Source organism: Parabacteroides sp. MSK.9.14 (assembly GCF_019041495.1).
GTDB classification, from domain to species: Bacteria; Bacteroidota; Bacteroidia; order Bacteroidales; family Tannerellaceae; genus Parabacteroides; species Parabacteroides merdae.
Genome location: NZ_JAHPXO010000006.1, coordinates 102,662 through 127,109, shown reverse-complemented (window position 1 = coordinate 127,109; position 24,448 = coordinate 102,662). Strand labels below are relative to the sequence as shown.

Sequence of the window (24,448 nt, the reverse complement as noted above, 5' to 3'; positions counted from 1 at the left end):
AGTTATCGAGAGCAGTAATTAAAAAGAGTTAAAAGGAAAAACATTATTCAGATTCCTTTGTTTAAGTTATACAAAGCAGCTTATATTTGTAAGCCGCTTTTGATAAAGAACATAAAATACAACAAAAGATGGCAAAGATAACATTTAAAGGTAATGAAGTCAATACGAACGGTTCATTGCCCGCAGTTGGAGCAGAGGCTCCTGATTTTAAGGGTGTAAAGAGCGATTTATCCGAATTGCATCTGAAAGATTTAAAAGGAAAGAAAGTCGTGATTAACGTGTTCCCAAGTTTGGACACTGCCGTGTGTGCCGCATCGGTAAGACGTTTTAATAAAGAAGCCGCTTCTCTTCCTAATACTGTGGTGCTTGCCGTATCAAAAGACTTGCCTTTTGCGCAAGGACGTTTCTGTACCACGGAAGGTATCGATAAAGTGATCCCACTTTCTGCATTCCGTTGTTCTTGTTTTGAAAACGGGTACGGGATGTTGATGGTCGATGGTCCGCTGAAGGGTTTGTTAGCCCGTGGCGTGATAGTTGTCGACGAAGCCGGTAAAGTTGTTTATGAGGAACTGGTTTCCGAAATAACGAACGAACCGAATTACGAAGCCGCAATCGCTTCATTAAAAAACTAATAAAGTAGATTATTGTTTTTCATTGGTTAAAGTTAAGGGTTAGTGTAGAAGGCCGCCGGATGTGAATCCCGCGGCCTTCGTTTTTTATAATCCTGACCAGCTCATCGTTAATTTGGCAATTGTCTTATGGCTTAGTTTTGAAACAAAATCGGCGGAGGTATTGGTTTGGGTTACTATCATGGCTATGCATTCCCAATCTTTATCCGCTTACGACGCCTTTCAATCGAAGATTTGAGGAAAATAGAATATATGTACCAGTATCAAAGATATTAAAGTGGTTCACAGATTAACTTGTAACCGATTCCTCTTACGTTCAAGATCTTGATGCGAGAGTCTTTGTCCAATTTGTGGCGCAGCTTGGTGATGAAAACATGCAGGCTGCGTGCATTATAAAAGCTGTCGTCTCCCCATAGGCTCAGCAGAATGTCCTTGCTGTAGATCGGCTGGTTCTCGTTTTCGCATAGGCGTTTCAATATTTCGGATTCTTTGTAGGAGAGTTTGTCGCTTTCTCCGGCTATCAGCAAGGTCTGGACTTTCGGGTAGAAAGTGTAAAGCCCGATCTCGTAGAATTCGGTTCTTCCCTCCTCCTGTTTATATTTGATCAGGAGGGCTTTAGCGCGAACGACCAATTCACGCAGACTGAACGGTTTGCGAACATAGTCGTTGGCTCCTAATTCGAAGCCGAAGACGATGTCATCTGTTGAAGAACGGGCACTCAGGAAGAGTACAGGCACTTCTTTATTCTCCTTCCGTATCCGCCGGATCATTTCGAACCCGTCTATTTCCGGCATCATGACATCCGCGATAATCAGGTCGGGAGCATACTTGTAGAAACGATCGATCCCCTGCAGGCCGTTTCCTGCCGTTATGACTTGGAAGTCTTCTTCTTCCAGTGCATCTTTGATGATCATGGACAGGCTCGCTTCGTCTTCAACCAATAATATCGATTTCTTGTCTTTCATGTGTTTGCGGTAATGTGATTATGAAGCAACTTCCCTTTCCGGGCTGGCTTTCTACCCGGATCGTACCGTTGTGCATGTGTATCATTGTCTTGACATAAAACAGCCCGATGCCGTACCCTCTTACGGGAGGTCGCTTGCTGTTGGAAACCCGGTAGAATTTATCGAAGATATGTGCCAGGTGTTCTTCTTCTATTCCGATGCCGTTGTCGGTAATGCGGATGATGACCGAACCGTTGCGCTCTTCTGCCGTTATCTGGATGTGCGGACTATCACCGGAATATTTGATGGCATTGTCCAGAATGTTGCTCAAGATGTTGTAAAGATGTGTTCTGTCGGCTTCCAGTATAATCCTGTCCGGCATGGATTCCAGCCCGACATGAAAGGGTTTGGAGGATTTGATGCTCTGTTGTTCGACGATTTTATCGAGCAACCCGTTCAGGTCTACTCTTTCGTATTTAAGTTTGAAATCCTTTTTACGTTCCAGGCCGAGTGAAAGAATTTGCTCGACCATATTGCCGAGACGTAGCACTTCCTCGTGACAGATATGCAAGTATTTGTTTGTCTTTTCTTTGTTTCCGGTTATGTTGTAATGGATCATGGCTTCGATTGCTGCATAGGTGATTGCTATCGGGGTTTTCAATTCATGCGTGACATTGTGCGTAAAGTCATCTTTCAGTTGTTCCACTGTCTTTTGGTGGATCAGGAACCAGAACATATAAGCGAAAGAGAGGATCAGGATCAACAGGATCAGGAATGAAGAGAATAGGATGCCCGACATCATCCGGATCGTATCCCACCGGGTTGGTTCGGTATAAACCAGATAAGCCCTTTTATGATAGGTCGTGTATTCCCATTTGTGTAGGTCGTATTCTGTCTTGTCCAGGTCTGCCGGAACGGATGAGGCGATGATCGAACTGTCTTCCAGATTCCACATTTCGGTATGATGGCGAATATCCAGCCCCCTCTTTTGCAGGTGGGAGGACAGGATGCTGTCGAACTTTGCAAGGTCGACCGGTTTGACCGAATCGATCACTTCATGTAGAGCTTGCTGCATCTGTAAGCCTAACTCTCCTAACGACCTGAAATCGTTACCGACCTCCACTGCCGTGCTTTTTAGCATTTTACCCGCTTCGTTACGGAGTGTCTGGCTCCGGTATCGGGGATGATAGATATTCGTATCTAAAGGCTGCACGCTCAGTTCGGGAATAACCGAATCCTTGTCAGGAAACCGGGTACTGAGAGCCGCACCGCCTTTCGTATCGGCAATGGCGGATGTCTCTCTTTGCCTGTGCGTGACCCTGCTGAGGAAATCGGCCCGATTGAACAGTTCGATATGATCTGCATTTTTGATCGCCATCCGGATCTCTTCCTGGTTCTGCTTTTGCCGTGAGTGGTAGAGGCCGGTTATCCAGAATAGCTGATAGATGAAGAGGCCGGACAACGACAGGATGACCAGAACGATTACATATTTGAACGAAGATTTCATGTAAACAAATGTAGGGAAAGTTTATCTGATCCGGTTTATTTGGTAAGACTAAATAACATTCGTGCGGGGGGATGTTATATAGTCTTACCAAAAAGAGGCAAAGTTTGGAACTCTCGTTTCCGAATATAACCTTTACAAGAAAAAATAATACGATGAAGCATTTCTATCATTATTTGTTGACCGTTTTTCTGGCAGGGCAAGTACCTGGATGGGGGCAGAACGCAACGGAAAAGAAACACATCTTCGTGAACGACAGTATAACCGTAGATCTTCCGGAGGTGTTTGTAAAAGCGGAACGGCCGCTGGTGAAAGTGTCGGAAGGCAAGTTGCAGTACGACATTCCGAACCTGGTAAAAGATAAACCGGTCGATAACGCTTTTGATGTGATAGGCGAATTGCCCGGTATACAAAAAGATGGGGATAAGGTGTCGATTATCGGAACCCCTTCGACCTCGATCCTGATCAACGGACGCAAAAGTTCGATGACAGCGGAACAATTGGCTGGCTTATTGAAATCCACATCTTCATCCAAAGTAAAACAAATAGATGTGATGTATAGCACGCCTCCCCGGTTTGGCGTGAAAGGTGCATCCATCAATGTCGTAATAGAAAATGACAAATCTTTGAAAGACGTGCTGAAGGGGGAAATCTCTTTGGCGGGTAAGCAAGGTTATTTCTTTTCTCCATCCGGTCAGGCGAACCTTTCGTATATCGGGAAGAATTACTCGGCTGATATCTCTTATTCGGCCGCTTATGATCATGGACGCCAGGAAGAGGAAATGATTGCCCGACCGACTGTAAACGATCGCCCGTACGATATTAGGCAGGATGACTGGTATAATAATGTAAGCCTTTCTCACAATATACGGGGAGCTTTCGATTTCGATTTGAAAAGTAAAGACCGCTTGTCACTTTCCTATACCGGCCGTTTTTACGACCCGGATAAAGTATCGAGAAGAGGCGCGTTGACCGAGTTTGTCGATATCCGGCGGGTAGAGACGGAGCTGGAATTGTCCGGCGCTTCGAATCTGCATAATGCCCGGATGGATTATATCGGTCATAAAGGGTTCAGAGCCGGGATGGATTATACTTTTTATAAGAATGACGACAAGCAACATTTGGTTAATGACTTTGAAAAAGAGGAAGAGCAGACAATCTCAACTCTGTCTTCCCAGCAGGTACAACGTGTTGATCTTTATATGAACGACAGTCGTAAATTGAAAAAAGAATGGATGTTGGATTACGGAGTAGATGCTTCTTTTTCCGATACCCGTAACGAGTCCGGTCAGTCGATCAATGGTGGAAATGCTCCTGAAGGAACTTTCCGCCTTAAACAAAAAGATTATTCAATGGGTGCTTTTGCCGGTTTTACGAAACAATTCGGGAAAAAGGTTTCATTGAATGCATCCCTTTCCTTGCAGTATTATAAAGCATCCGTCGATTCGGCAGGAAAGAAAAAGACATTATGGAACAGGGCCGGCCTTTTCCCTCAATTGAATTTTACTTACAAGGTGGCTCCGTCCGGTATGCTGATGTTTTCCTTTTCGAGTGATAAAACCTATCCGTCCTATTGGATGACTACTCCTACTACCTATTATATGAATGTCTACAGTTCTATAATCGGGAACCCGGACCTGAAGCCGCAGCTCTCTTATTCGATGCAACTGAATTATGTCCTGAAGAGCAAGTATGTATTCGGCTTATTTACAAATATACAGCCCGATAAAATACAACAGATGACGTACCAGCGCCACGATGAGTTGAGGTCCGTATTCCAGACAGTGAATATGGATATCTACAATATGTACGGAGCGGTCGCCGTCATCCCTTTCAGGCCTTTTGATTTTATGAGTTCCAGGCTGACGCTGATGGGCTGTGCCATTCATAACAAAGGGACGCTTTATGATGTCTTTTTCGACCGTAAAAAACTGTTTGGCCGGGCCGAATTGAACAATACCTTCTACCTGACCGAAGACCGGAACTTGTTGTTGGAGTTGCGGGGCTATTGTATATCTCCGGTCATACAGGGATTGTATGATGTCGATCTGATATACAACGTGTCGGCCGGTCTGACCTGGACATTCGCGAAAAAGAAGATGCGCCTGACGGTTCGGGGTAATGATTTGTTCGAGGGAGGCAATCCCGTTACCCGTGTGGATGAACAGGGGCAGAAAAGCCGCATGAAACTGTGGCAGGATAGCCGGAATGTGACACTGACATTACGGTATAGTTTCGGTGGCTACAAAGAGAAAAAGGCAAAAGAGGTAGACACTTCACGTTTGGGGACGGGGATTTGATATGCTTGCTGTCCAAATACCGGGATGAATCAACTGATGGCGGAAATGTTGGGAGGTATAGTAAATAAGTCTTGAAGAACAATTGTTTGTGTTATTATATTTTATACCTTTAGCGCTGACTTGCTAATGCTATCCTGTACCTCTTAGTTAGTTATCCTGTACACCCTGGTAAACCATCCTGTACACCTTGACCGATTATCCTGTACAGGCTGTTGTTACTGAGTGGTTACTAATAAGATAGAGGATGGTAACCTTTGAGATAAATCGTGTTAATGTTAAATCTAATAGAAAGATAATAGTATGGCGGTAAGATACAAGCTGACAAAAATCAATGACAATATTACTGATAATAAGACGGTAAAGTATTCGGTAACGACGGTAAGCTATGACAATGTGAATTTGGATGCTTTAGCCGAGCAAATAGCCGGATCCAGTACATTTTCCTACGGCGAAGTGAAAGGACTTGTGGAAAATCTGACTATTCTGATTGCGGAAGCTCTGGAAGGCGGCAATACCGTGACGATCGACGGTTTGGGAACATTTTCCGTAACTGCCCGACCCAACCGTGAAGTGGAAGATCCGTTGAAAATCCGTGCCGAGTCTATTAAGCTGAAAGGAATTGGCTTCAAACCCAGCCCGAAACTGAAGGAGAGGCTGAGAAGTATTGAGTTTACGAGGATGAAATAGGTTTTATACATAAAGTTTACGGGAAGTATTTGCCATTTGCAATCTTACCAGGTAATAATTTGTATAATAGTTTGTTATTCCATTGCAAATATCTTTTTGAGTTTGCAATGGAGTTTGTCATTAGTCATAAAACAAAAGTTGCACAAATGAGTCCGGATATGAAAATAACACAAGTGAAGAGTAATGGTAAGTCTTTGAAAAATATAGAGTTGCCAGATGTGATGACTGCGATAAGATCCGGCGAACAAGCCAGGGTGGTGAATGAACATCGGGGGATATTATCCTCTTCAATGCCTGGCGATCGGAACATTCATGCGACGGATATTCCTGTTTTGCTTTTTGCCGCCCGGTTCAGGAAGAAAGAAAGCAGGATAGAGTATCAGGCGTATAACGGGCTGGTGCTGATGGATGTCGGCAATCTGGCGGATAGGGAAGAGGCCGTGGAGGTGAAGCGACTCGCTTCCTTAGCCCCGCAGACAGTGGCAGCCTTTGTCGGTTCGAGCGGGAAGAGCGTGAAAATACTGGTTCCTTTTGTGTTGCCCGATGGTTCCCTTCCGGAAAAGAGGGAGTTGGCCGAGTTGTTTCATGCGGTGGCCTACAGGCGTGCAGTGGCCTTTTATCAGGCTCATCTGCAACGTCATATAGAGATGGGGGAGGAGGCATCGTTGGAAAGAGGATGCCGCCATTCTTTTGATCCTGGTTTATATTATAATCCGTCGGCCACACCGTTGATTCAGGAGCAACCGATGCAGATGCCTGCCGAACCGACCTATCGGGAGGTGGTGGCCAAAGAGGAAGATCCGCTTTTGCGCATGATGCCCGGATATGACCGCAGTCGTATCGTTTCCCGTTTTTATAATGCCTGTATGTTGGACGCCCTCGAAAAGACGGGTGGCTTGGATGAAGGAAAAGAGGTCAGGCCTTTCCTGACAAGGTTGGCTGAAAATTGTTTTCGCTCCGGTATTCCGGAAGAGGATGTGGTTCGCTGGACAAAGATTAGCCGGAATCTCGAACTGTTTGAAGAGGAGATCCGGGAGACGATTCACATGGTGTACCAACTGTCGAAGTGTTTCGGGAAGAAGCCGGTGATGCCTGCCGAGCAACTGCTTTCGATAAAGACGGACGAGTTTATGAAACGGCGGTATGAGTTCCGGCGGAATATGCTGGCAGGCGAAGTGGAGTTCCGGGCAAGAGGTTCGTACTATATCCATTTTGCCCCGGTTACCGAAACGGTTCTAAATAGCATCGGTCTGAATGCGCAGGCCGAAGGGCTGGCTCTTTGGGATCGCGATGTGAAGCGGTATGTCTATTCCGACAGGGTTCCGGTCTTTTATCCGTTGGAAGATTATCTGGAATATTTGCCGGAGTGGGACGGTAAGGATCATATACGTGCACTGGCCGATACGCTGCCGACCGCTAATGCCCAGTGGCGCAATCTGTTTTATATCTGGTTCCTGAGTATGACTGCCCATTGGTACAGGCGCGAGCATTTGTATGCGAACAGCTCGTTGCCTTTGCTGGTCGGCCCGCAGGGATGTGGCAAGTCCACCTGGTGTCGGAATTTGTTGCCGCCTTCGCTTCGTATGTATTATACGGATAGCATTGATTTCAGTAACAAACGGGATGCCGAACTGATGCTGACTCGTTTTGCCTTGATCAATATCGATGAATTCGATTCGGTCAGTTCCGCTTACCAGAGCTTTTTAAAGAATGTCCTGCAAAAGCCGGTTGTCAACGCCCGCCAGCCTTATAAGCGAAGTATTCAGGCATTGCACCGGTATGCCTCTTTTATCGCGACCTGCAACAATTACGATCTGTTGACCGATCCGACCGGAAGCCGGCGTTTTATCTGTATCGAGATCTCCGGTACGATAGATAATTCAACATCGATAGACTATGAACAGTTGTATGCCCAGGCAGTGGCTGCTTTAAAGAATGGCGAACGTTATTGGTTTACTTCCGAAGAGGAGTTCTCGACAACTCGTAACAATGAAGTATTCCAGCAACTGCCTGTCGAAGAACAGTTGTTTCTTCAGTACTTTCGTGCCGCCCGGCCAGGAGAGGAGAGTCTGGAATTATCCGCCATTGAAATTCTCCAGTATCTGCAAAGTGAAAGTGGCATTAAGTTGGGCAATAAACGGTTGACCTACTTCGGCCGCCTGCTCCAGAAGAACAAGATCCCTTCACGCCGCACGATGAAAGGAACTTGCTATTCGGTGGTGAAGGTGGGATAATGTAGGGTGAATAACAAATGTTATTGCAAATGAAAAAGAGTTTGCAATGAAGTAATGGGTTATTATATAGTTACTTATAGGTCGCTATTGCAAATGGCGAATGGATAGCGGAAAATTGTTGTATGATTGAAGCATAAGCGTAATCATGTTGTTTATAAAGTAATCTGTAACTTTGTCGCCAAAGTTAGGAATAAGCTTTTTAATATAGATGATGAATAATGAATAAAAAGATACTTCAGTTAGCGCTTCCTTCTATTGTTTCCAATATAACGGTTCCTTTGTTGGGATTGGTCGATGTGGCGATTGTCGGACATTTGGGGGCCGCTTCCTATATCGGGGCGATTGCGGTAGGGGGGATGCTGTTCAATATTATTTACTGGTTGTTCGGTTTCTTGCGGATGGGAACGAGTGGGATGACTTCACAGGCTCTGGGGAGACGGGATCTCCTGGAAGTAACGAGGGTTTTGTTCCGGTCGGTTGGTGTCGGGATTCTGATTTCTCTGGCTCTGCTTCTGCTCCAGTATCCGATACGGGAAATAGCTTTCTTACTATTGGATACGACGGATGAGGTAGAACGGTTGGCTTCCTTATATTTCAATATTTGTATTTGGGGAGCGCCGGCTGTGTTGGGATTGTATGGTTTCTCCGGTTGGTTTATCGGAATGCAGAATTCCCGTTTCCCGATGTTTATTGCGATCACCCAGAATGTCGTGAATATCGTGGCGAGCCTGATCTTCGTCTTTGTGTTCGGCATGAAGGTGCAAGGGGTTGCGACGGGAACACTGATCGCTCAATATGGAGGCTTCGGGATGGCTGTATTCCTGTGGTTCGTATTCTATCGGAAGCGGTTGAATATTCGTGTTTGCTGGCATGAGATCATGGATAAGGTCGCTATGCGTCGCTTCTTCCAGGTGAATGGCGATATTTTCTTTCGTACGCTTTGTTTGGTGGCGGTTACTACATTTTTTACTTCTACAGGTGCGAGACAGGGCGATATCGTTTTGGCCGTTAATACATTGCTGATGCAGTTGTTTACGCTCTTTTCCTATATCATGGACGGTTTTGCCTATGCGGGCGAGGCTTTGGCGGGACGTTATATCGGTGCTCGGAACAAAACAGCCCTTAGTCGGATGATCCGTTTGCTGTTTGGCTGGGGAATCGGGTTGTCCCTTTCGTTTACCTTGCTTTATGGAGTAGGCGGGAAAGGTTTTCTCTCCCTCCTGACGAATGACTCTGTTGTCATACAAGAGGCCGGAACCTATTTCTATTGGGTGCTGGCTGTCCCGCTTGCCGGCTTTGCCGCCTTCTTGTGGGATGGAATCTTGATCGGTGCGACAGCTACTCGCCTGATGCTTTATTCGATGTTGGTCGCTTCCGGCACTTTCTTTTTGATCTATTACCTCTTTTTCGGAATGATGGGAAATCATGCATTGTGGATGGCATTTCTGATATATCTGTTGCTTCGTGGTAGTATGCAATGGGTATTATGGAATCGCCACAATGAATTAGCGTAATCGGTCGTATGCCCATTGTGCCGGATTGTTTAATATATAATTGGATATATTATGATACGCCTTTTCATCCTGTATGATATGTTCATAATAATTACGTTGCCATAATTTTTGACCGTGTAGATTAATCATTTTTGTCGATTGATATTTAAAATATCCCACAATATGCCCCAGTGTCACCACGTAGGGGCGGGGTTTGCCCGCCCTAAATGCATCCCGATCGATTTTTATAATCGCATGGAAATGATTTGGCATAATAACATATTCGCAACATTCGATATTGGGGTATTTATGTTCCAAATCCCAATAACATTGTTGGATTATTTCACCATATGGGTTTAATATCATTTATAACCCTTCCTGTGAATAATCATATCCTTTCAAACGGATACTGTGACGATGGTGGATGTCTGGATTGTACTGTTTCATAGTCGATGGTTGTCTTATTGGCTTAATACGAGTCTAAATATAAGGAAAAAGCCGGAAATCAAGAGAAGATATCCGGCTTTTATGAAATTAGATACGCTCTATTATTGTCTGTAGCTTGCTAATTCGTCGGCATTGAATTTCAAGATAAAGCTGCTGTGTTTTTCCACTTCCGCTTCGACATAATTCAAGTATACGACAGCTGATTTGGCAAACATTTCAGGAGCCTTTGTCGCGTCTTGGATCAGCAGGTGAGCCATGATGCAGTCGGCTGCCATTTCATAAAGGCGACGGGCAACAAAATCCTGCAATTCCTGGTTCTGGGCTTCCTTCACCTTGTTCATGCAGGCTTCGAACTTATTGGCCATTTCAACCAGGCGGCCTTTCAGCGGTTCCATTTCAGGAGAACACGGGATTGTTTCGAATTCTCGGATGGTAGCCAGATAGGAACCGTTGGTCACGTAACGGATGGCTGCAACTGTCTGCAACTGCGTCGTCCCCTCGTAGATGGAGGTGATGCGGGCATCCCGGTAGATACGTTGACAAGCATATTCCAGCATGAAGCCTGAACCACCATGAATTTGGATACAGTCGTATGCGTTCTGGTTGGCATATTCGGAGTTCATACCTTTTGCCAGCGGGGTGAAAGAGTCGGCTAGTTTGGCATATTTTTTCTGTTCCTGACGTTCTTCCGGAGTCAGCTTGCGTTCACGGGCGATGTCGTCCAGTGCTTTGTAGATATCTACATAGCGGGAAGTCTGATACAGTAAGGCACGGCCGGCATCCAGCTTCGCTTTCATGATAGACAGCATGTCGTAAACAGCCGGGAATTCGATAATTGCTTTGCCGAACTGTTTGCGTTCCTTTGCGTAAGCTAACCCTTCGTTGTAGGCGGCTTGGCTCAGACCGACAGACTGTGCGGCGATACCCAGACGGGCACCGTTCATCAGCGCCATCACATATTTGATCAAACCTAATTTGCGGTCTCCGCAAAGTTCGGCTTTCGCATTCTTGTAAACCAATTCGCAGGTAGGAGAACCGTGAATACCCAACTTGTTTTCGATTCGGCGGACATCTACGCCACCTTGGCGTTTGTCATAGATGAACATAGACAGTCCACGCCCGTCTTTCGTCCCTTCTTCCGAACGGGCCAAGACCAGATGAAGGTCGGCGTCTCCGTTTGTGATGAAACGTTTTACACCGTTCAGACGCCAGCAATTTTCTTTTTCGTCGAAAGTCGCTTTCAGCATCACGGATTGCAAGTCGGAACCGGCATCCGGCTCTGTCAAGTCCATAGACATCGTTTCACCGGCGCAGATACGCGGAATGAAACGGCTGTGCTGGTCTTCGTTTCCAAATTCATATAATGTCTCAATACAATCTTGCAACGACCAGATGTTTCCGAATCCAGCATCGGCAGCGGCCACGATTTCGGCGCACATGGTGTACGGCGTGATCGGGAAGTTCAAACCACCGAAACGGCGCGGCATCGTCATACCGTTCAGGCCGGCTTTCACCATTGCATCCAGATTCTGTTTGGTCCCGGAAGCGTATTCCACACGTCCGTTTGCGCAGTGGGGGCCTTCTTCGTCAACTCCTTCGGCATTGGGAGCGATGATCTCACCCGTGATTTCGCCTGTGATTTCAAGCACTTTGTCGAACGAGTCCATTGCATCGGCATAATCCTGCGGTGCATAGTCGAACTCTTCTTTATCTCTGTAATTGCGTTCTTTCAGTTCGCAAATACGTTCCATCATCGGATTGTTCAAGTGATACTTGAGTTCCGGAATGTCTGTATAATAATTTGCCATCTCTTTACTTGCTGTTCTGTTTGTAATACTTAATCATCTTCGGAATCACCTCCTCAACAGTGCCGTTGATCACGTAGTCGGCAATCGTGTTGATCGGAGCGTTCTCGTCGTTGTTGATAGAGATGATGATACCTGCATCCTGCATACCTGCGATATGCTGGATCTGTCCGGAGATACCGCAAGCGATATACAATTTCGGACGGACCGTCACACCTGTCTGGCCGATCTGGCGGTCATGGTCACAGAAACCGGCATCAACGGCTGCACGGCTGGCGCCTACTTCGGCATGAAGTTCCTTTGCCAGTTCGAACAACATATCGAAACTTTCCTTGGAACCCATTCCGTAACCGCCGGCTACTACGATCGGAGCACCTTTCAGGTTGTGTTTGGCCTTTTCTATGTGGCGGTCGATGACCTTTACGACATAATCCGTTTCCGGAACATATTTGGCGACGTCGTGTTTTACCACTTCGCCTTTATAACCGGCGTCCAGAATTTCTTTTTTCATCACACCTTCGCGAACAGTCGCCATCTGAGGACGGTGTTCCGGATTGATGATCGTCGCTACGATGTTACCGCCGAAAGCGGGACGGATCTGGTATAACAGGTTTTCGTATGTTTTACCAGCTCTTTTGTCTTCGTGCGAGCCGATTTCGAGGGATGTACAGTCTGCTGTCAGACCGCTTGTCAGTGCAGAAGAAACACGGGGGCCTAAGTCACGGCCGATAACCGTTGCTCCCATCAGGCAGATCTGCGGTTTTTCTTCTTTGAACAGATTGATCAAAACAGAAGAATGAGGAAGGGAAGTGTACGGGAACAGACCGGGAGCGTCAAAAATATGCACCTTGTCCACGCCATAAGGCATCACCTGCTTTTCAATCCCTTCCAGTCCGGAACCGGCCACAATGGCTTCGAGTTGGCAGTTCAACTGGTTGGCTAACTTGCGACCTTTGGTCAGCAGTTCGAGGCTTACATCGGCAATCGTTGTACCTTCAAGCTCACAATATACAAATACATTATTCATATTGTTCAATCTTTTTTACCGTATGAATTGTCAATTATCAATTGTCAATTATCCGATAGTGTGGTTAGCTAACAGTTCAACAATCAAATCTTCCACATCCTTGTCTGAGCTGGTCAGCGTCTTGCTTTCCTTTGCCTGGAACACGATGTTCTGAATCGCTTTGACTTTTGTCGGCGAACCGGACAAACCGCATTGTGCGAGATCTCCGTTTACATCGGCAACACTCCATTCCGGAATATTCAGGTACGGGCGCTTTTCATACAGTTCGGGGTATGGCAGTGCCGATACGCCTTCCGGATGGCAGGCGGGAGCAGGAACTTTTTCCTGCGCGCCCAATGCCCGTTTGTATTTCATCACCAACTTGGCATTACGCGGACGGCAGGGGGCAGCCGAACCGTTGACCGTAATCACGATAGGCAGCGGACCTTCCACTGTTTCGACACCACCGTCGATATGCCGTTTCACTGTGATACTGCGATTCTTTTCGTCTACGTTCAGGATTTCTTCGGCATATGTGACCTGTGTTAATCCTAACTTTTCAGCGACTTGAGGACCTACCTGTGCTGTATCGCCGTCAATAGCCTGGCGTCCTCCGATGATAATATCGTAGTCACCTATTTTCTTGATTGCTGTGGCAAGCGCATAAGACGTTGCCAAAGTGTCGGCACCGGCAAATGCACGGTCGGTTAGCAGATAACCACCGTCTGCTCCCCGGTATAAACCTTCACGAATAATTTCAGCTGCACGCCCCGGACCCATTGTTAACAAGGTTACCGTAGTTCCCGGATAGGCGTCTTTCAAGCGGAGGGCTTGTTCTAATGCGTTCAGATCTTCCGGGTTGAAGATTGCGGGAAGTGCGGCTCGGTTGATAGTTCCGTCCTCTTTCATCGCATCCTTTCCCACATTGCGTGTGTCCGGAACCTGTTTCGCCAATACAATAATTTTTAAACTCATATTATAGGAATATTAGATTTCTATATTGGATATTTGTTCGAATTAACCTTCTGAATACTGACCTGCAAAAGTAATCAAACATTCTTTATATCAAAGAACTTTCGTCTGGAATCTGCACACTTTAGGTTTTTTTGAGCATATCCTTTCTTTTTACTTACCACCTTACTAATCACCATAATTTAGGCACGGATTACACGGAAAACACGGAAAGAAAATAAATTTATCCGTGTCAATCCGTGAAATCCGTGCCTGAAAGATCGTGATAAAGGTGCTTTGGCACCGTTTTGTCAAGTCGAAATCGAGTAATAGGTTTGCGCCGGTTTATATTAAATTTCGCATGCACAAAGTGTTGGAATCAGGTTGCGGTCGCCATACGCATTGTCTACGCGGGCTACATTCACCCAGAATTTGCTGTCGTGCAACCATTCCAGCGGGAAGGCGGCCTTGCTGCGCGGATACTCGTGTTTCCATTCGTCGGCCGTTACTTCATATTCGGGATGAGGAGCGTTCTTTAATACGTTGTCTTCCTTTGAAGCCTTGCCTTCTTCCACTTCCTTGATTTCGTTCCAGATACATTCCAGCACCTCGACGAAACGATCCAGTTCGGCTTTGCTTTCGCTTTCGGTCGGTTCGACCATCAGAGTGCCGTGAACAGGGAAGGAAAGAGTTGGAGCGTGGTAGCCGAAGTCCATCAGGCGCTTGGCGATATCGCCTTCATCGATGCCCGAACGTTCTTTTACCGTGCGGCATTCCAGGATCAGTTCGTGACCGACGCGACCTGTAGCACCTGTGTAAACGATTCCGTAAGTGTCTTTGAATTTGGCTGCCAGATAATTCGCATTCAAGATCGCGGTCTTGGTGACCGTTTCCAACCCTTCTGTTCCCAACATGCGGATATAAGCATATGTGATCGGCAGAATGCCCGCGCTACCGTAAGGTGCGGCGGAGACTGTGTTCAGGTCGCTGCCCCATAATATCGGATGCTGTGGCAGGAACGGGACGAGATGTGCGGCAACGCAGATCGGACCGACACCGGGACCGCCTCCTCCGTGAGGAGAAGAAAAGGTCTTATGCAGGTTTAGGTGGCAGACGTCTGCACCGATAGTACCCGGATTGGTCAGACCGACTTGTGCATTCATGTTGGCGCCGTCCATATACAGCTGACCACCGCAAGCGTGAACAATGTCGCACATTTCCTTGATGTCCACCTCGAAGATACCGTGAGTAGACGGATAGGTGATCATGCTGGCTGCTAAGTTGTCCTTGTTGGCTTCGGCTTTAGCCCGGAAATCTTCCAAGTCGATATTTCCTTTGTCGTCACATTTCACCGTAACGGTCGTAAAACCGCATTGAACCGCACTTGCCGGGTTCGTACCGTGGGCAGAGGCAGGAAGCAGGACGATGTTGCGATGTCCCTGCCCGATGCTTTCCAGATAAGCCCGGATTACGCGCAGACCTGTATATTCGCCGGCTGCTCCGGAATTAGGTTGCAGCGTACAGCCTTTGAATCCGGTGATCTCACACAAGTAAGCCGATAAGTTTTCAATCAGTTCCGTGTAGCCTTCGACCTGGTCTTCCGGTGCATACGGATGTATATTCATGAATTCCGGACGGCTGAGTGGAAGCATGGTCGATGCCGGATTCAGTTTCATCGTACAAGAACCTAAAGAGATCATGGATTGGGCCAATGAAACATCCTTTCGTCCCAGGCGGGTGATATAACGCATCAGTTCCGTTTCGGTATGATATTTTTTGAATACGTCTTCTTGCAGGAATTCGGAAGTACGGGCGAATTTCGGATCGAAATAAGTTTTCTCAGGAACGGCTTCTTTCAGCATGTAGTCCTTTCCGGCTGCCCCTGCGAAGATATACAGCAATACGCCGATATCGGTCGGTCCGGTCGTTTCGTCCAAGCTGATGCCGATCTGTCCGGCATCGAAGTAACGCAAGTTCACCTTACATTCCAATGCGATCTCGCGGAGTGCATTGATGGATACATGTTCCGGCAACTGGATTTTCAGTGTGTCGAAATAGTTTTTGTTCAATTGTTTGTAGCCTAGTTTTTCCAACTCGCCTGTTAGGAAACCTGCAGAAGCGTGGATACGACCTGCGATGTTCTTCAAGCCTTCGGCACCGTGGTAAACGGCGTAGAAACCAGCCATCGTGGCTAGCAAGGCTTGGGCGGTACAGATATTGGAGGTTGCCTTTTCACGTTTGATATGTTGTTCGCGTGTTTGCAAAGCCAAGCGGTAAGCCGTGTGTCCATAGGCATCTTTGGAAATGCCGATGATACGTCCGGGGATGGAACGCTTGTATTCGTCTTTCGTGGCGAAGAATGCAGCGGACGGACCACCGTAGAACATCGGGATACCGAAACGTTGGCTGCTTCCGAACACGACATCTGCGCCCCATTCTCCCGGAGGAGTCAGCAGGACAAGACTCATCAGGTCGGCAGCAACGGCGACACGTGCTCCACCGGCATTGGCACGTACGATGAATTCTTTATAATCTTCGATCGAACCGTCGGCATTCGGATACTGGACGATAGCCCCGAATACATCCGGTGTGAATTCAAATGTTTTGTAATCACCCACAACGACCTTGATGCCTTGCGGGATCATGCGAGTGTTGATAACGGCCAGTGTAGAGGCGAATACGTTTTCGTCGACAAACAACGTATTGGCTTCTGCTTTCACCTGTGCACGGCTACGGCTACCGTAGAACATGGTTGCCGCTTCGGCTGCTGCTGTCGCTTCGTCCAGCAGGGAACAGTTGGCTAGCGGCAGGCCGGTCAGTTCAGCGATAACAGTCTGGAAATTCAACAAAGCTTCCAGACGTCCTTGTGAAACTTCTGCCTGGTACGGAGTGTAGGAAGTGTACCAAACCGGATTTTCAAATACGTTACGTTGGATAGGAGCCGGACATACTGTGTCATACCAACCCATTCCGATATAAGAAGTGAAGACTTCGTTTTTGGATGCCAACTCCGAGATGTGTTCTGCGAACTCACGTTCCGTCATGGGTTCGGGAAGGTTAAGCGGTTCTTTCAAACGGATGTCGGACGGGATGGTCTGATCGATCAGTTCGTCAACCGACTTGACGCCGATGGCTTGCAGCATGGAAGGAATGTCTTCTGCCGAGATACCAACGTGGCGGTTTACAAATTTATTTGTGTCCATAATATTGTGATTTATGATTTATGAATTAATTCTTAATTGTCAGTTACAAATAGGGATTGTTGAACTTCTCATCGATGACTCTTGTTTCCGGTCCATGCCCCGGATAGATTACTGTCTCGTCGGGAAGTGAAAGGAGTTTGTCGTGGATGGCGGCAACCAATACCTCCTGGTTGCCACCCCAAAGGTCGGTACGGCCGATACTTCCGGCAAACAGTGCATCGCCGACGATCGCAAAGCCGTTCTTTTTGTTATAGAAAGCGACGCTGCCGGGTGAATGTCCGGGAACTGTCAGCACTTGAAGTTCGGATGTGCCGAACTTAATGATCTCGCCTCCTACGATATATTTTTCAACCGGGACGTTCTCGACATGCTGACGGAGTCCGAACAACTTGGCCTGTTCGTCCGGAGAGGGTAGTTTCTCGACATCCTGCTTGTTCGCTTCGGGTTTCAAACCGTATGTCTTATATATAAAACCGTTTCCAAATACGTGATCCACGTGCAGATGAGTACAGAGCAAATGCTTTAATGTCAACTTGTTTTCGAGGATAAAGTCGGTTAACTCCTTTTCCTCTTCCTTGCGACAGCAACCACAATCGATCAGTACGGCCTCGCGTGTATCATCATACAGCAGGAATGTGTTTTCCTGGAAATAATTGAACTCAAACGATTTTATTGTAATCATAACGGTACGTAAACAACTTTTTTAGTTTGGAAAAATTCTTCTTTAAAATGGTCACTCAGGTTGAGGCTGACAGCTTGCTTGTGGAATGGCAATATTTCATGCTGCAACTCTCCTCCTTTCAGACAAATCAAACCGTTAGGAAGTGCATTTTGTTGTTCCTTCTTTATATTCTTACGGGCGATTTTTACCAGATCGGCCAGTGGCATGACGGCACGACTCACGACAAAGTCGAATAATTGTTTTTCCTCTTCGGCACGACAATGGCGGAAAGTGACGTTTTTCAGACCGATCGCTTCGGCTACAGCTTGTCCGACCTTGATTTTTTTTCCGATACTGTCTACCAAATGAAACTGTACTTCAGGGAGCAGGATCGCAAGTGGTATGCCGGGAAAACCGCCTCCCGTACCAATATCCATAATTGTCGATCCTTCTCTGAATTTCAGCATTTTCAAGATACCTAACGAATGAAGTACGTGGTGCAGGTACAGGTTCTCTATATCTTTGCGTGAAATTACATTGATTTTGGAATTCCAGTCTGAATACAAATCAAACAGGGCGTCTATCTGTCGCTTTTGCGCATCGGTTAGCGTTGGAAAGTAAGACTTTAGAACCCCCAATTGACAATTGACAATTGACAATTGGGAGGATATTGTTGCACTGTTATCCATAAATTATATGTATGGGATTATTGTTATATTTTATTTGTCAATTGTCAATTAGTTTCGCAATTGGACTGTCTTTTTTCAATAGATATAGGATTTCCGCATAGGGTAAGAATACGTTTGTTTCCCTTACCACGTAAGCGGCGATCTCATATTCATTAAAGGTATACGTGATGCCGTCCTCGTCGACCAGGAAATTACCGTTCGGAAAAATTTCTTCGACACTGAAGAAACCGATGTTTTCCAAATCTTTCGGATTCTCCACCTTGTTTTGTTTGGCGATATGATCGATCAATATCTGTGCGAGGCTGTCCTGGAAGTTCTCGATGAAAATATCTTCTTCTGTGATTGCATTGCCTGTTTTCAAGTTGATCACGTGATTGTTGTAGGCATGCGAACCGTGTGCACCGCCTGTATAGTTTTCGAAACTTACAGTATAGCTCAGAATGTCATTCTGGTTGTAGACGATTTCATCCGATGACATTTCGAAATAAGAGAACCAGGCTCCGACCGGCAGATCGTCCTTCTTTTCCAACTCTGCCTTGAAATCGGCTTCCAGTTCTTTATAGTTGTTCAGATAGTCTTCCGTGTACTTGGCGACCGCCTCTTCTGGAGACAGGTTCTCATAATTCTCGCCGAAGTAGGAGAGGACAAAGTCATTCTGTATCTTTTTCAGAATCTCTTTATCGGAAAATTTGGCAGGATAGGTGAAGTTCAATTGCAAGTTGCAATTGGGATTATCGGGATTATTCAGCAGATGATAGGTCCTATCCACCCGGATAGAATCGAATTTAATATCATTATCGGCCGTTTGCTTCGTGTTAGTATTGCAACCGGTTACGAACATTCCTAAAAAGAAAAGCGCTATCAGGCTTTTACTAATTTGTGTACTCATCGGAATCATAGATTTTAGATAATACTTTTAGATGCAAATGTAAGCTATTATCTTGTAATAAACGAATGGCTGGTTTCTTTTTTCAGCCTCGGAGGCATCAAAAGGGTGAGGAGATAGCAGTGCTGGTGTTGTTTCCTGCCTATGTAACGGTCGTTCCCTACCTATGAAACTACTGTTTCCTGCCCATGAAACGGGAGTACCATGCCAGTGGAACTCTTGTGCCAATAAAATGTAACAGGCTTGGCACTGCGTTCTGGCTTATCATCCGGAAAAGGAATTCTGCTTGGCGAAGGTTGAGTTGTAATAAATGTTTTAAACGAAAATAAACGCTAATTAGGCAACCTTTTGAGAAAAAGGTTGCCTAATTCTATTTGTGAAACGAACAAATCCCCTATATTTGCAGAGTGTGTACGCACACCTCTTTGAACCATGTAAAAAATAACAGGTAACAAATGGCTTATTCTAACTATTATGCGGCTTCTGGGCTTTTCCATGGATCTATGTCGTCGGTAATGGGAACGCAGTTTGACATCTTGATGGTCGGCAGTGATCCCCGCCTTCTTGGTACGGTCTGGGAAAAGGTCGAATCGGAAGTGCAGCGATTAGATAAAATGCTGAACCGGTTCGATCCGGAGAGTGAGGTTTCATTTGTTAACCGGGAAGCCGGGCACTACCCGGTGACGGTGGGGGAAGAGCTTTGGAATATATTGTTGAACTGCAAGCGTTACAATGAGCTGACGGAAGGATATTACGATATAACTTTGCAGGGATTCGACCAGGTATTGCTGACGGAAGAAGATAAAAGCATTTTTTTCTTTTCTGAATCTTTACACATTGATCTCGGCGGGTACGGGAAAGGATATGCGCTTGCTAAAATACGGGAACTGTTGGAAGAAAACGGGATTGGTAAGGCGCTTGTCAATTTCGGAAATAGTTCGGTTCTGGCGGTCGGTACGCATCCGTGCGGCGAATATTGGCCGGTGGGTCTTGACAATCCGTTTACGAAAGAGCGGATTGCCGATTTGAAGTTGAGTGATAGTTCGTTATCGATATCGGGAAATATGCCTTCCCATCCGCGCCATATCGTGAACCCGCATACGGGAACATTCGTGGAGGATAAGAAAATGGTGTCGGTGGTGGCGAAAGATCCGGTGGTGGCGGAGATTCTGACAACTGCCTTTATGATCTGCGGCGACGAGCGTGTTCCGGTAATCGCGTCTCAATTTGATATTTATGAAAAACATGTATATAAGTTATGAAAAATGATGAGAATTCAGTCAATTTAAGCCGGCGGGACTTCTTCAAGGAGTTGGGAATGATTGGTGGAGGCGGTGTGCTGCTTTCCGCGTTTCCCTGGTTGCAGTCCTGTAGTGCCGACGATAAGGTGCAGATCGCAAAGGAAAAGGTGCGGATCGGATTTATCGGTACAGGTTCGCGTGGACAGTACCATTTGAATAACCTGAAGACGATTCCGTATGCCGATGTGGTTGCCTTGTGTGATAATTATCCTCCCCACCTGAAAGAGGCTTCGGCTCTCTATCCGAAAGCCAAGACATATGACGATTACCGGAAGCTTTTGGATGATAGAGATATACAAGCTGTCATGATCGCCACTCCGCTGTACGAACATGCGCATATCACAATAGACGCCTTGCATGCCGGAAAGCATGTCTTCTGCGAGAAATCGATGGCGATGACGTGTGCTGACTGTCTGGATATGTATAATGTGTTTAAGGAATCCGGCAAGGTGATGTTTATCGGCCAGCAGCGCTTGTATGATCCGAAATATATAAAGGCGATGGAAATGATCCATGCCGGCTTGTTGGGAGAGATAAATTCGATACGGGCGTATTGGTTCCGTAATAACGACTGGCGCCGTCCGGTCCCTTCTCCCGATTTGGAACGTAAGATCAACTGGCGTTTATATAAGGAATATTCATGCGGCTTGGTAACAGAATTGGCAACTCATCAGCTGCAGGTTGGAAACTGGGCGCTCCGGATGCTTCCCGAAAAGGTGGCCGGCATGGGGGATATCGTCTATTGGAAGGATGGTCGCGAAGTGTATGACAGTATCAATTTGATTTACCATTATCCGAACGGCGTGAAGATGACCTATGAGTCAATGATTGCCAACAAGTTTTATGGCCTTGAAGAAGAGATTATGGGAAGCAAGGGCACGATGGAACCGGAAAAAGGTAAATATTATTTTGAAGATGTCGAACCTGCTCCTGGTATCATGCAGTTGATCAACCAGATTGAACATAAGATCTTCGATAATGTTTCATTTGCCGGTCCGAGCTGGGTTCCTGAAACTGCATCGGTAAACAAGGGACATCTGATCATGGACAATGTCACAACGATCAGTGGACAGTCATCGGTAGGAGCTGCTGGCGACGGTTCTATCGAGTTGGTTACTGCTTTCTGCGAAGCGGCTATTACTGGAAAACCGGCTCCTAACCTGGTGGAAGAAGCTTACTATTCCTCTGTTTTGGGTTTGTTGGGCTTGCAGGCGATTGATGAAGGACGGGTGATTACTTTCCCGGATGAATATAAAATACCGTATCTAAATTTTGCATGATTATGAAAGAGATCGTATTATCTGTAAAGAGACAAAAAACGGAAATCAAGATATTCTGTGTCTGTATCGCGCTCGCTTATCTGATGAACATTATCTCAATCATAGCATACGGTACAAGCTGGTCCGAGCTTTGGACACAATCGTTGTGGATGCTACTCATTACGTGTGGCTTTTACGGATTGTCGGTTGTACTCCGTTTGCTGTATTATGGACTGAGCCAGTTAAGAAAGTGATTGTTGCTTTTCTTTAGAAAGAGAAGTAACCAAAGGATTTAATATCGTTCTATTGTTTTTTCATCAGGAGAAAGTGATAGAACGATTTTTATATGTTTTTGATTGATTTCTTATCATGTTTTTCTGTCATAATCCTTTCCTTTGCCCAATAAATCTGATAAGCATGAAAAAGACGATTTTATTTTTCTCAATTCTGTTGGCGTCGTGTGCAGGTAAGCAGACGCAAGAGATCCGGACAATGGAACGTTTGTCCACTGCATCTCATAATGATTACTATGTAAGTAACCGGGCTCCGTTGCAACCGTTGCAATTTATTAAGCTGCCCGCCGGAAGTATCGAGCCAGAAGGCTGGATCAGGCGACAGATCGAATTACAGAAGGATGGACTTTGTGGTCATTTGGGGGAGATTAGTGCCTGGCTGCAAAAGGAAAACAATGCCTGGTTGAAAAACGGAGGTGAATGGGGGTGGGAAGAAGTGCCCTACTGGTTGCGAGGGTATGGTAATATGGCGTATGCCTTGAGAGACGAAACTTTGTTGAAGGAAACGAAATTCTGGATAGAGGCCATCTTGTCAAGTCAGCGGGCGGATGGTAATTTCGGGCCGGTGCATTTGAATAACGGCAAGCAGGATTTTTGGCCGAACATGATCGTCCTTTGGATCATGCAATCTTATCATGAATATACGAACGATAACCGGGTGATTGACTTCATGACCCGCTATTGTCATTATCTGCAAACGGTTCCCGATGACGCTTTCCTGTCGAGTTATTGGGAAAATAGCCGCGGGGGGGATAATCTTTGGAGTGTGGTCTGGCTGTATAACCGCACGGGTGACGAGTCACTTCTTCCGTTGGCCGAAAAGATTCACAGGAATACGGCGGATTGGACAAAATCGACTCAGCTTCCTAACTGGCACAATGTGAATGTCGCCCAGTGTTTTCGCGAACCTGCCACTTATTTCCTGTTTACAAAAGATTCGGCGATGTTGGCTGCCAGCTATAATGTCCAGAGTTTGGTACGCCGTGCTTTCGGCCAAGTTCCTGGTGGAATGTTTGGGGCGGATGAGAATGCCCGTATCGGTTTCTTCGATCCTCGACAGGGTACGGAGACTTGTGGTTTTGTGGAGCAGATGGCTTCCGACGAGATCATGCTTTTGATCAGTGGCGATCCTTATTGGGCTGATCACCTCGAAGATGTCGCGTTCAACAGTTATCCAGCTTCTTTGATGCCTGATTACCGGGCGCTTCGTTATCTGACTTGTCCGAATATGGCGATCAGTGATTCTCGCAATCATCATCCGGGATTGGATAATTCCGGTCCGTTTTTGGCCATGAACCCGTTCAGCAGTCGTTGCTGTCAGCACAATCATGGTTTCGGCTGGCCTTATTATGTCGAACATTTGGTGTTGGCGACGCCGGATAACGGGGTAGCCGCCGTTTTATACAATTCTTGTAAGGCAAATGTAAAGGTGGGCGATGGAACGGAAATCACCTTACGTGAACAGACGAATTATCCGTTTGAGGAAATGACACGTTTTACGGTTGGAACGTCCGAAAACGTATCTTTCCCCTTCTATCTCCGCATCCCGTCCTGGTGTAAAAATGCATCTGTCTTGATCAACGGAAAAAAACAGCAAACAAAGCTTGCTCCCGGAACATACGCTTGTATCGAACGGGAATGGAAAGATGGCGATGAGGTAGTCCTGAACCTTCCGATGGAATATGCCGTTCGTCAGTGGCAGGTAAATAAGAATAGTGTCAGTGTCGATTACGGTCCGCTAACCCTGTCCTTGAAAATAGAGGAAGAATACAAGCAAATGCCCAGCACCGAGACTGCTGTTTGGGATTCCAAATGGCAGGAAGGAGCGGATGCCTCCGCATGGCCGACATTCGAGATTCTGCCTGCAAGCCCGTGGAATTATGCCTTGAGAGTCCAGTCACCTATCACGTTGCAACGCAGAAACTGGCCGTCGGACAACAATCCTTTCACTCTCTCTTCCGTCCCGATGGAATTTAAGGCTCAGGGACGTTTGGTGCCGGAGTGGAAAATTGACGAATACGGATTATGCGGAGTCCTTCCATACGAAAACGCCCGCAAGTCCGACTGCCTGGATGAAATCACCTTGGTCCCTATGGGAGCGGCAAGGTTGAGGATTTCTGCTTTCCCAGTGGCAGAGCGGTGAGAATTAAAAAATA

At 46.4% G+C, this 24,448-nt stretch carries 18 protein-coding genes; 9 read left to right on the top strand and 9 right to left on the bottom strand.

Translation table 11 applies throughout. The features are described from left to right. The first annotated feature begins 128 nt into the window (after window positions 1–128). Window positions 129–632, top strand: coding sequence for a thiol peroxidase (gene tpx / locus KTG12_RS05170; RefSeq protein ID WP_005641510.1), 504 nt, complete (start codon window positions 129–131; stop codon window positions 630–632). Window positions 633–901: 269 nt separating this feature from the next. Here tpx and KTG12_RS05165 read toward each other — a convergent pair whose 3' ends face one another. Next, window positions 902–1,594, bottom strand: a complete 693-nt coding sequence (locus KTG12_RS05165; protein ID WP_005641507.1) for a response regulator transcription factor — start codon at window positions 1,592–1,594, stop codon at window positions 902–904. After that, a complete protein-coding gene (locus KTG12_RS05160; RefSeq protein WP_005641505.1) occupies window positions 1,563–3,080 on the bottom strand; it encodes a cell wall metabolism sensor histidine kinase WalK in 1,518 nt (505 codons plus the stop codon). Before KTG12_RS05160 ends, KTG12_RS05165 begins: the two co-directional genes overlap by 32 nt. Before the next feature lie 152 nt (window positions 3,081–3,232). Between KTG12_RS05160 and KTG12_RS05155 the strand changes: the two genes are divergently transcribed. From KTG12_RS05155 to KTG12_RS05140, 4 genes are all read left to right on the top strand, one after another. Continuing rightward, the gene (locus KTG12_RS05155) at window positions 3,233–5,377 is read left to right on the top strand and encodes an outer membrane beta-barrel family protein (protein WP_155144127.1); all 2,145 of its coding nucleotides are present in this window, start codon (window positions 3,233–3,235) and stop codon (window positions 5,375–5,377) included. A 300-nt stretch (window positions 5,378–5,677) separates the two neighbouring features. Further along, window positions 5,678–6,064, top strand: coding sequence for an HU family DNA-binding protein (locus KTG12_RS05150; RefSeq protein WP_005641501.1), 387 nt, complete (start codon window positions 5,678–5,680; stop codon window positions 6,062–6,064). 158 nt (window positions 6,065–6,222) lie between these two features. Beyond that, window positions 6,223–8,298 carry a BT4734/BF3469 family protein gene (locus KTG12_RS05145; RefSeq protein ID WP_046452549.1) on the top strand — a complete coding sequence of 692 codons (2,076 nt, stop codon included), beginning with the start codon at window positions 6,223–6,225 and terminating at the stop codon, window positions 8,296–8,298. 218 nt (window positions 8,299–8,516) lie between these two features. Continuing rightward, window positions 8,517–9,812: an MATE family efflux transporter gene (locus KTG12_RS05140; protein ID WP_022322771.1), complete on the top strand. Its 1,296-nt coding sequence runs from the start codon at window positions 8,517–8,519 to the stop codon at window positions 9,810–9,812. Window positions 9,813–10,339: 527 nt separating this feature from the next. Here the strand turns inward: KTG12_RS05140 and KTG12_RS05130 are convergent. The 7 genes from KTG12_RS05130 to KTG12_RS05100 form a co-directional block, all read right to left on the bottom strand. Beyond that, window positions 10,340–12,046: an acyl-CoA dehydrogenase family protein gene (locus KTG12_RS05130; RefSeq protein ID WP_022322773.1), complete on the bottom strand. Its 1,707-nt coding sequence runs from the start codon at window positions 12,044–12,046 to the stop codon at window positions 10,340–10,342. A gap of 4 nt (window positions 12,047–12,050) precedes the next feature. After that, window positions 12,051–13,070, bottom strand: a complete 1,020-nt coding sequence (locus KTG12_RS05125; protein ID WP_005641447.1) for an electron transfer flavoprotein subunit alpha/FixB family protein — start codon at window positions 13,068–13,070, stop codon at window positions 12,051–12,053. A gap of 48 nt (window positions 13,071–13,118) precedes the next feature. Then, on the bottom strand, window positions 13,119–14,024 hold the full coding sequence (locus tag KTG12_RS05120; protein WP_022322774.1) for an electron transfer flavoprotein subunit beta/FixA family protein: 906 nt from the start codon (window positions 14,022–14,024) through the stop codon (window positions 13,119–13,121). Between the two features lie 326 nt (window positions 14,025–14,350). Continuing rightward, window positions 14,351–17,203: an aminomethyl-transferring glycine dehydrogenase gene (gcvP, locus tag KTG12_RS05115; protein WP_005641440.1), complete on the bottom strand. Its 2,853-nt coding sequence runs from the start codon at window positions 17,201–17,203 to the stop codon at window positions 14,351–14,353. A gap of 43 nt (window positions 17,204–17,246) precedes the next feature. Then, complete coding sequence (locus KTG12_RS05110) at window positions 17,247–17,885, bottom strand: MBL fold metallo-hydrolase (RefSeq protein WP_022322775.1); 639 nt, start codon at window positions 17,883–17,885, stop codon at window positions 17,247–17,249. Continuing rightward, window positions 17,882–18,553: a 16S rRNA (guanine(527)-N(7))-methyltransferase RsmG gene (rsmG, locus tag KTG12_RS05105; protein WP_022322776.1), complete on the bottom strand. Its 672-nt coding sequence runs from the start codon at window positions 18,551–18,553 to the stop codon at window positions 17,882–17,884. Before rsmG ends, KTG12_RS05110 begins: the two co-directional genes overlap by 4 nt. Before the next feature lie 37 nt (window positions 18,554–18,590). Further along, window positions 18,591–19,451: a DUF3298 and DUF4163 domain-containing protein gene (locus KTG12_RS05100; protein ID WP_005641434.1), complete on the bottom strand. Its 861-nt coding sequence runs from the start codon at window positions 19,449–19,451 to the stop codon at window positions 18,591–18,593. A 443-nt stretch (window positions 19,452–19,894) separates the two neighbouring features. Between KTG12_RS05100 and KTG12_RS05095 the strand changes: the two genes are divergently transcribed. The 4 genes from KTG12_RS05095 to KTG12_RS05080 all read left to right on the top strand — a co-directional run bounded on the left by KTG12_RS05095 (window position 19,895) and on the right by KTG12_RS05080 (window position 24,435). After that, the gene (locus tag KTG12_RS05095) at window positions 19,895–20,701 is read left to right on the top strand and encodes an FAD:protein FMN transferase (RefSeq protein ID WP_046451966.1); all 807 of its coding nucleotides are present in this window, start codon (window positions 19,895–19,897) and stop codon (window positions 20,699–20,701) included. Then, window positions 20,698–22,020 carry a Gfo/Idh/MocA family protein gene (locus tag KTG12_RS05090; protein ID WP_005641430.1) on the top strand — a complete coding sequence of 441 codons (1,323 nt, stop codon included), beginning with the start codon at window positions 20,698–20,700 and terminating at the stop codon, window positions 22,018–22,020. The genes KTG12_RS05095 and KTG12_RS05090 overlap by 4 nt, the downstream gene beginning before the upstream one ends. Before the next feature lie 2 nt (window positions 22,021–22,022). Continuing rightward, entirely contained in the window at window positions 22,023–22,253 is a 231-nt protein-coding gene (locus KTG12_RS05085) for a hypothetical protein (protein ID WP_005651122.1), read from the top strand. A gap of 163 nt (window positions 22,254–22,416) precedes the next feature. Beyond that, on the top strand, window positions 22,417–24,435 hold the full coding sequence (locus KTG12_RS05080) for a beta-L-arabinofuranosidase domain-containing protein (protein ID WP_022322778.1): 2,019 nt from the start codon (window positions 22,417–22,419) through the stop codon (window positions 24,433–24,435). The last annotated feature ends 13 nt before the right edge of the window (window positions 24,436–24,448 follow it).

Coding starts and splice junctions, on each gene's coding strand:
- tpx (WP_005641510.1), top strand. CDS start 129: ATGGCAAAGATAACATTTAAAGGTAATGAAGTCAATACGAACGGTTCA.
- KTG12_RS05165 (WP_005641507.1), bottom strand. CDS start 1,594: ATGAAAGACAAGAAATCGATATTATTGGTTGAAGACGAAGCGAGCCTG.
- KTG12_RS05160 (WP_005641505.1), bottom strand. CDS start 3,080: ATGAAATCTTCGTTCAAATATGTAATCGTTCTGGTCATCCTGTCGTTG.
- KTG12_RS05155 (WP_155144127.1), top strand. CDS start 3,233: ATGAAGCATTTCTATCATTATTTGTTGACCGTTTTTCTGGCAGGGCAA.
- KTG12_RS05150 (WP_005641501.1), top strand. CDS start 5,678: ATGGCGGTAAGATACAAGCTGACAAAAATCAATGACAATATTACTGAT.
- KTG12_RS05145 (WP_046452549.1), top strand. CDS start 6,223: ATGAAAATAACACAAGTGAAGAGTAATGGTAAGTCTTTGAAAAATATA.
- KTG12_RS05140 (WP_022322771.1), top strand. CDS start 8,517: ATGAATAAAAAGATACTTCAGTTAGCGCTTCCTTCTATTGTTTCCAAT.
- KTG12_RS05130 (WP_022322773.1), bottom strand. CDS start 12,046: ATGGCAAATTATTATACAGACATTCCGGAACTCAAGTATCACTTGAAC.
- KTG12_RS05125 (WP_005641447.1), bottom strand. CDS start 13,070: ATGAATAATGTATTTGTATATTGTGAGCTTGAAGGTACAACGATTGCC.
- KTG12_RS05120 (WP_022322774.1), bottom strand. CDS start 14,024: ATGAGTTTAAAAATTATTGTATTGGCGAAACAGGTTCCGGACACACGC.
- gcvP (WP_005641440.1), bottom strand. CDS start 17,203: ATGGACACAAATAAATTTGTAAACCGCCACGTTGGTATCTCGGCAGAA.
- KTG12_RS05110 (WP_022322775.1), bottom strand. CDS start 17,885: ATGATTACAATAAAATCGTTTGAGTTCAATTATTTCCAGGAAAACACA.
- rsmG (WP_022322776.1), bottom strand. CDS start 18,553: ATGGATAACAGTGCAACAATATCCTCCCAATTGTCAATTGTCAATTGT.
- KTG12_RS05100 (WP_005641434.1), bottom strand. CDS start 19,451: ATGATTCCGATGAGTACACAAATTAGTAAAAGCCTGATAGCGCTTTTC.
- KTG12_RS05095 (WP_046451966.1), top strand. CDS start 19,895: ATGGCTTATTCTAACTATTATGCGGCTTCTGGGCTTTTCCATGGATCT.
- KTG12_RS05090 (WP_005641430.1), top strand. CDS start 20,698: ATGAAAAATGATGAGAATTCAGTCAATTTAAGCCGGCGGGACTTCTTC.
- KTG12_RS05085 (WP_005651122.1), top strand. CDS start 22,023: ATGAAAGAGATCGTATTATCTGTAAAGAGACAAAAAACGGAAATCAAG.
- KTG12_RS05080 (WP_022322778.1), top strand. CDS start 22,417: ATGAAAAAGACGATTTTATTTTTCTCAATTCTGTTGGCGTCGTGTGCA.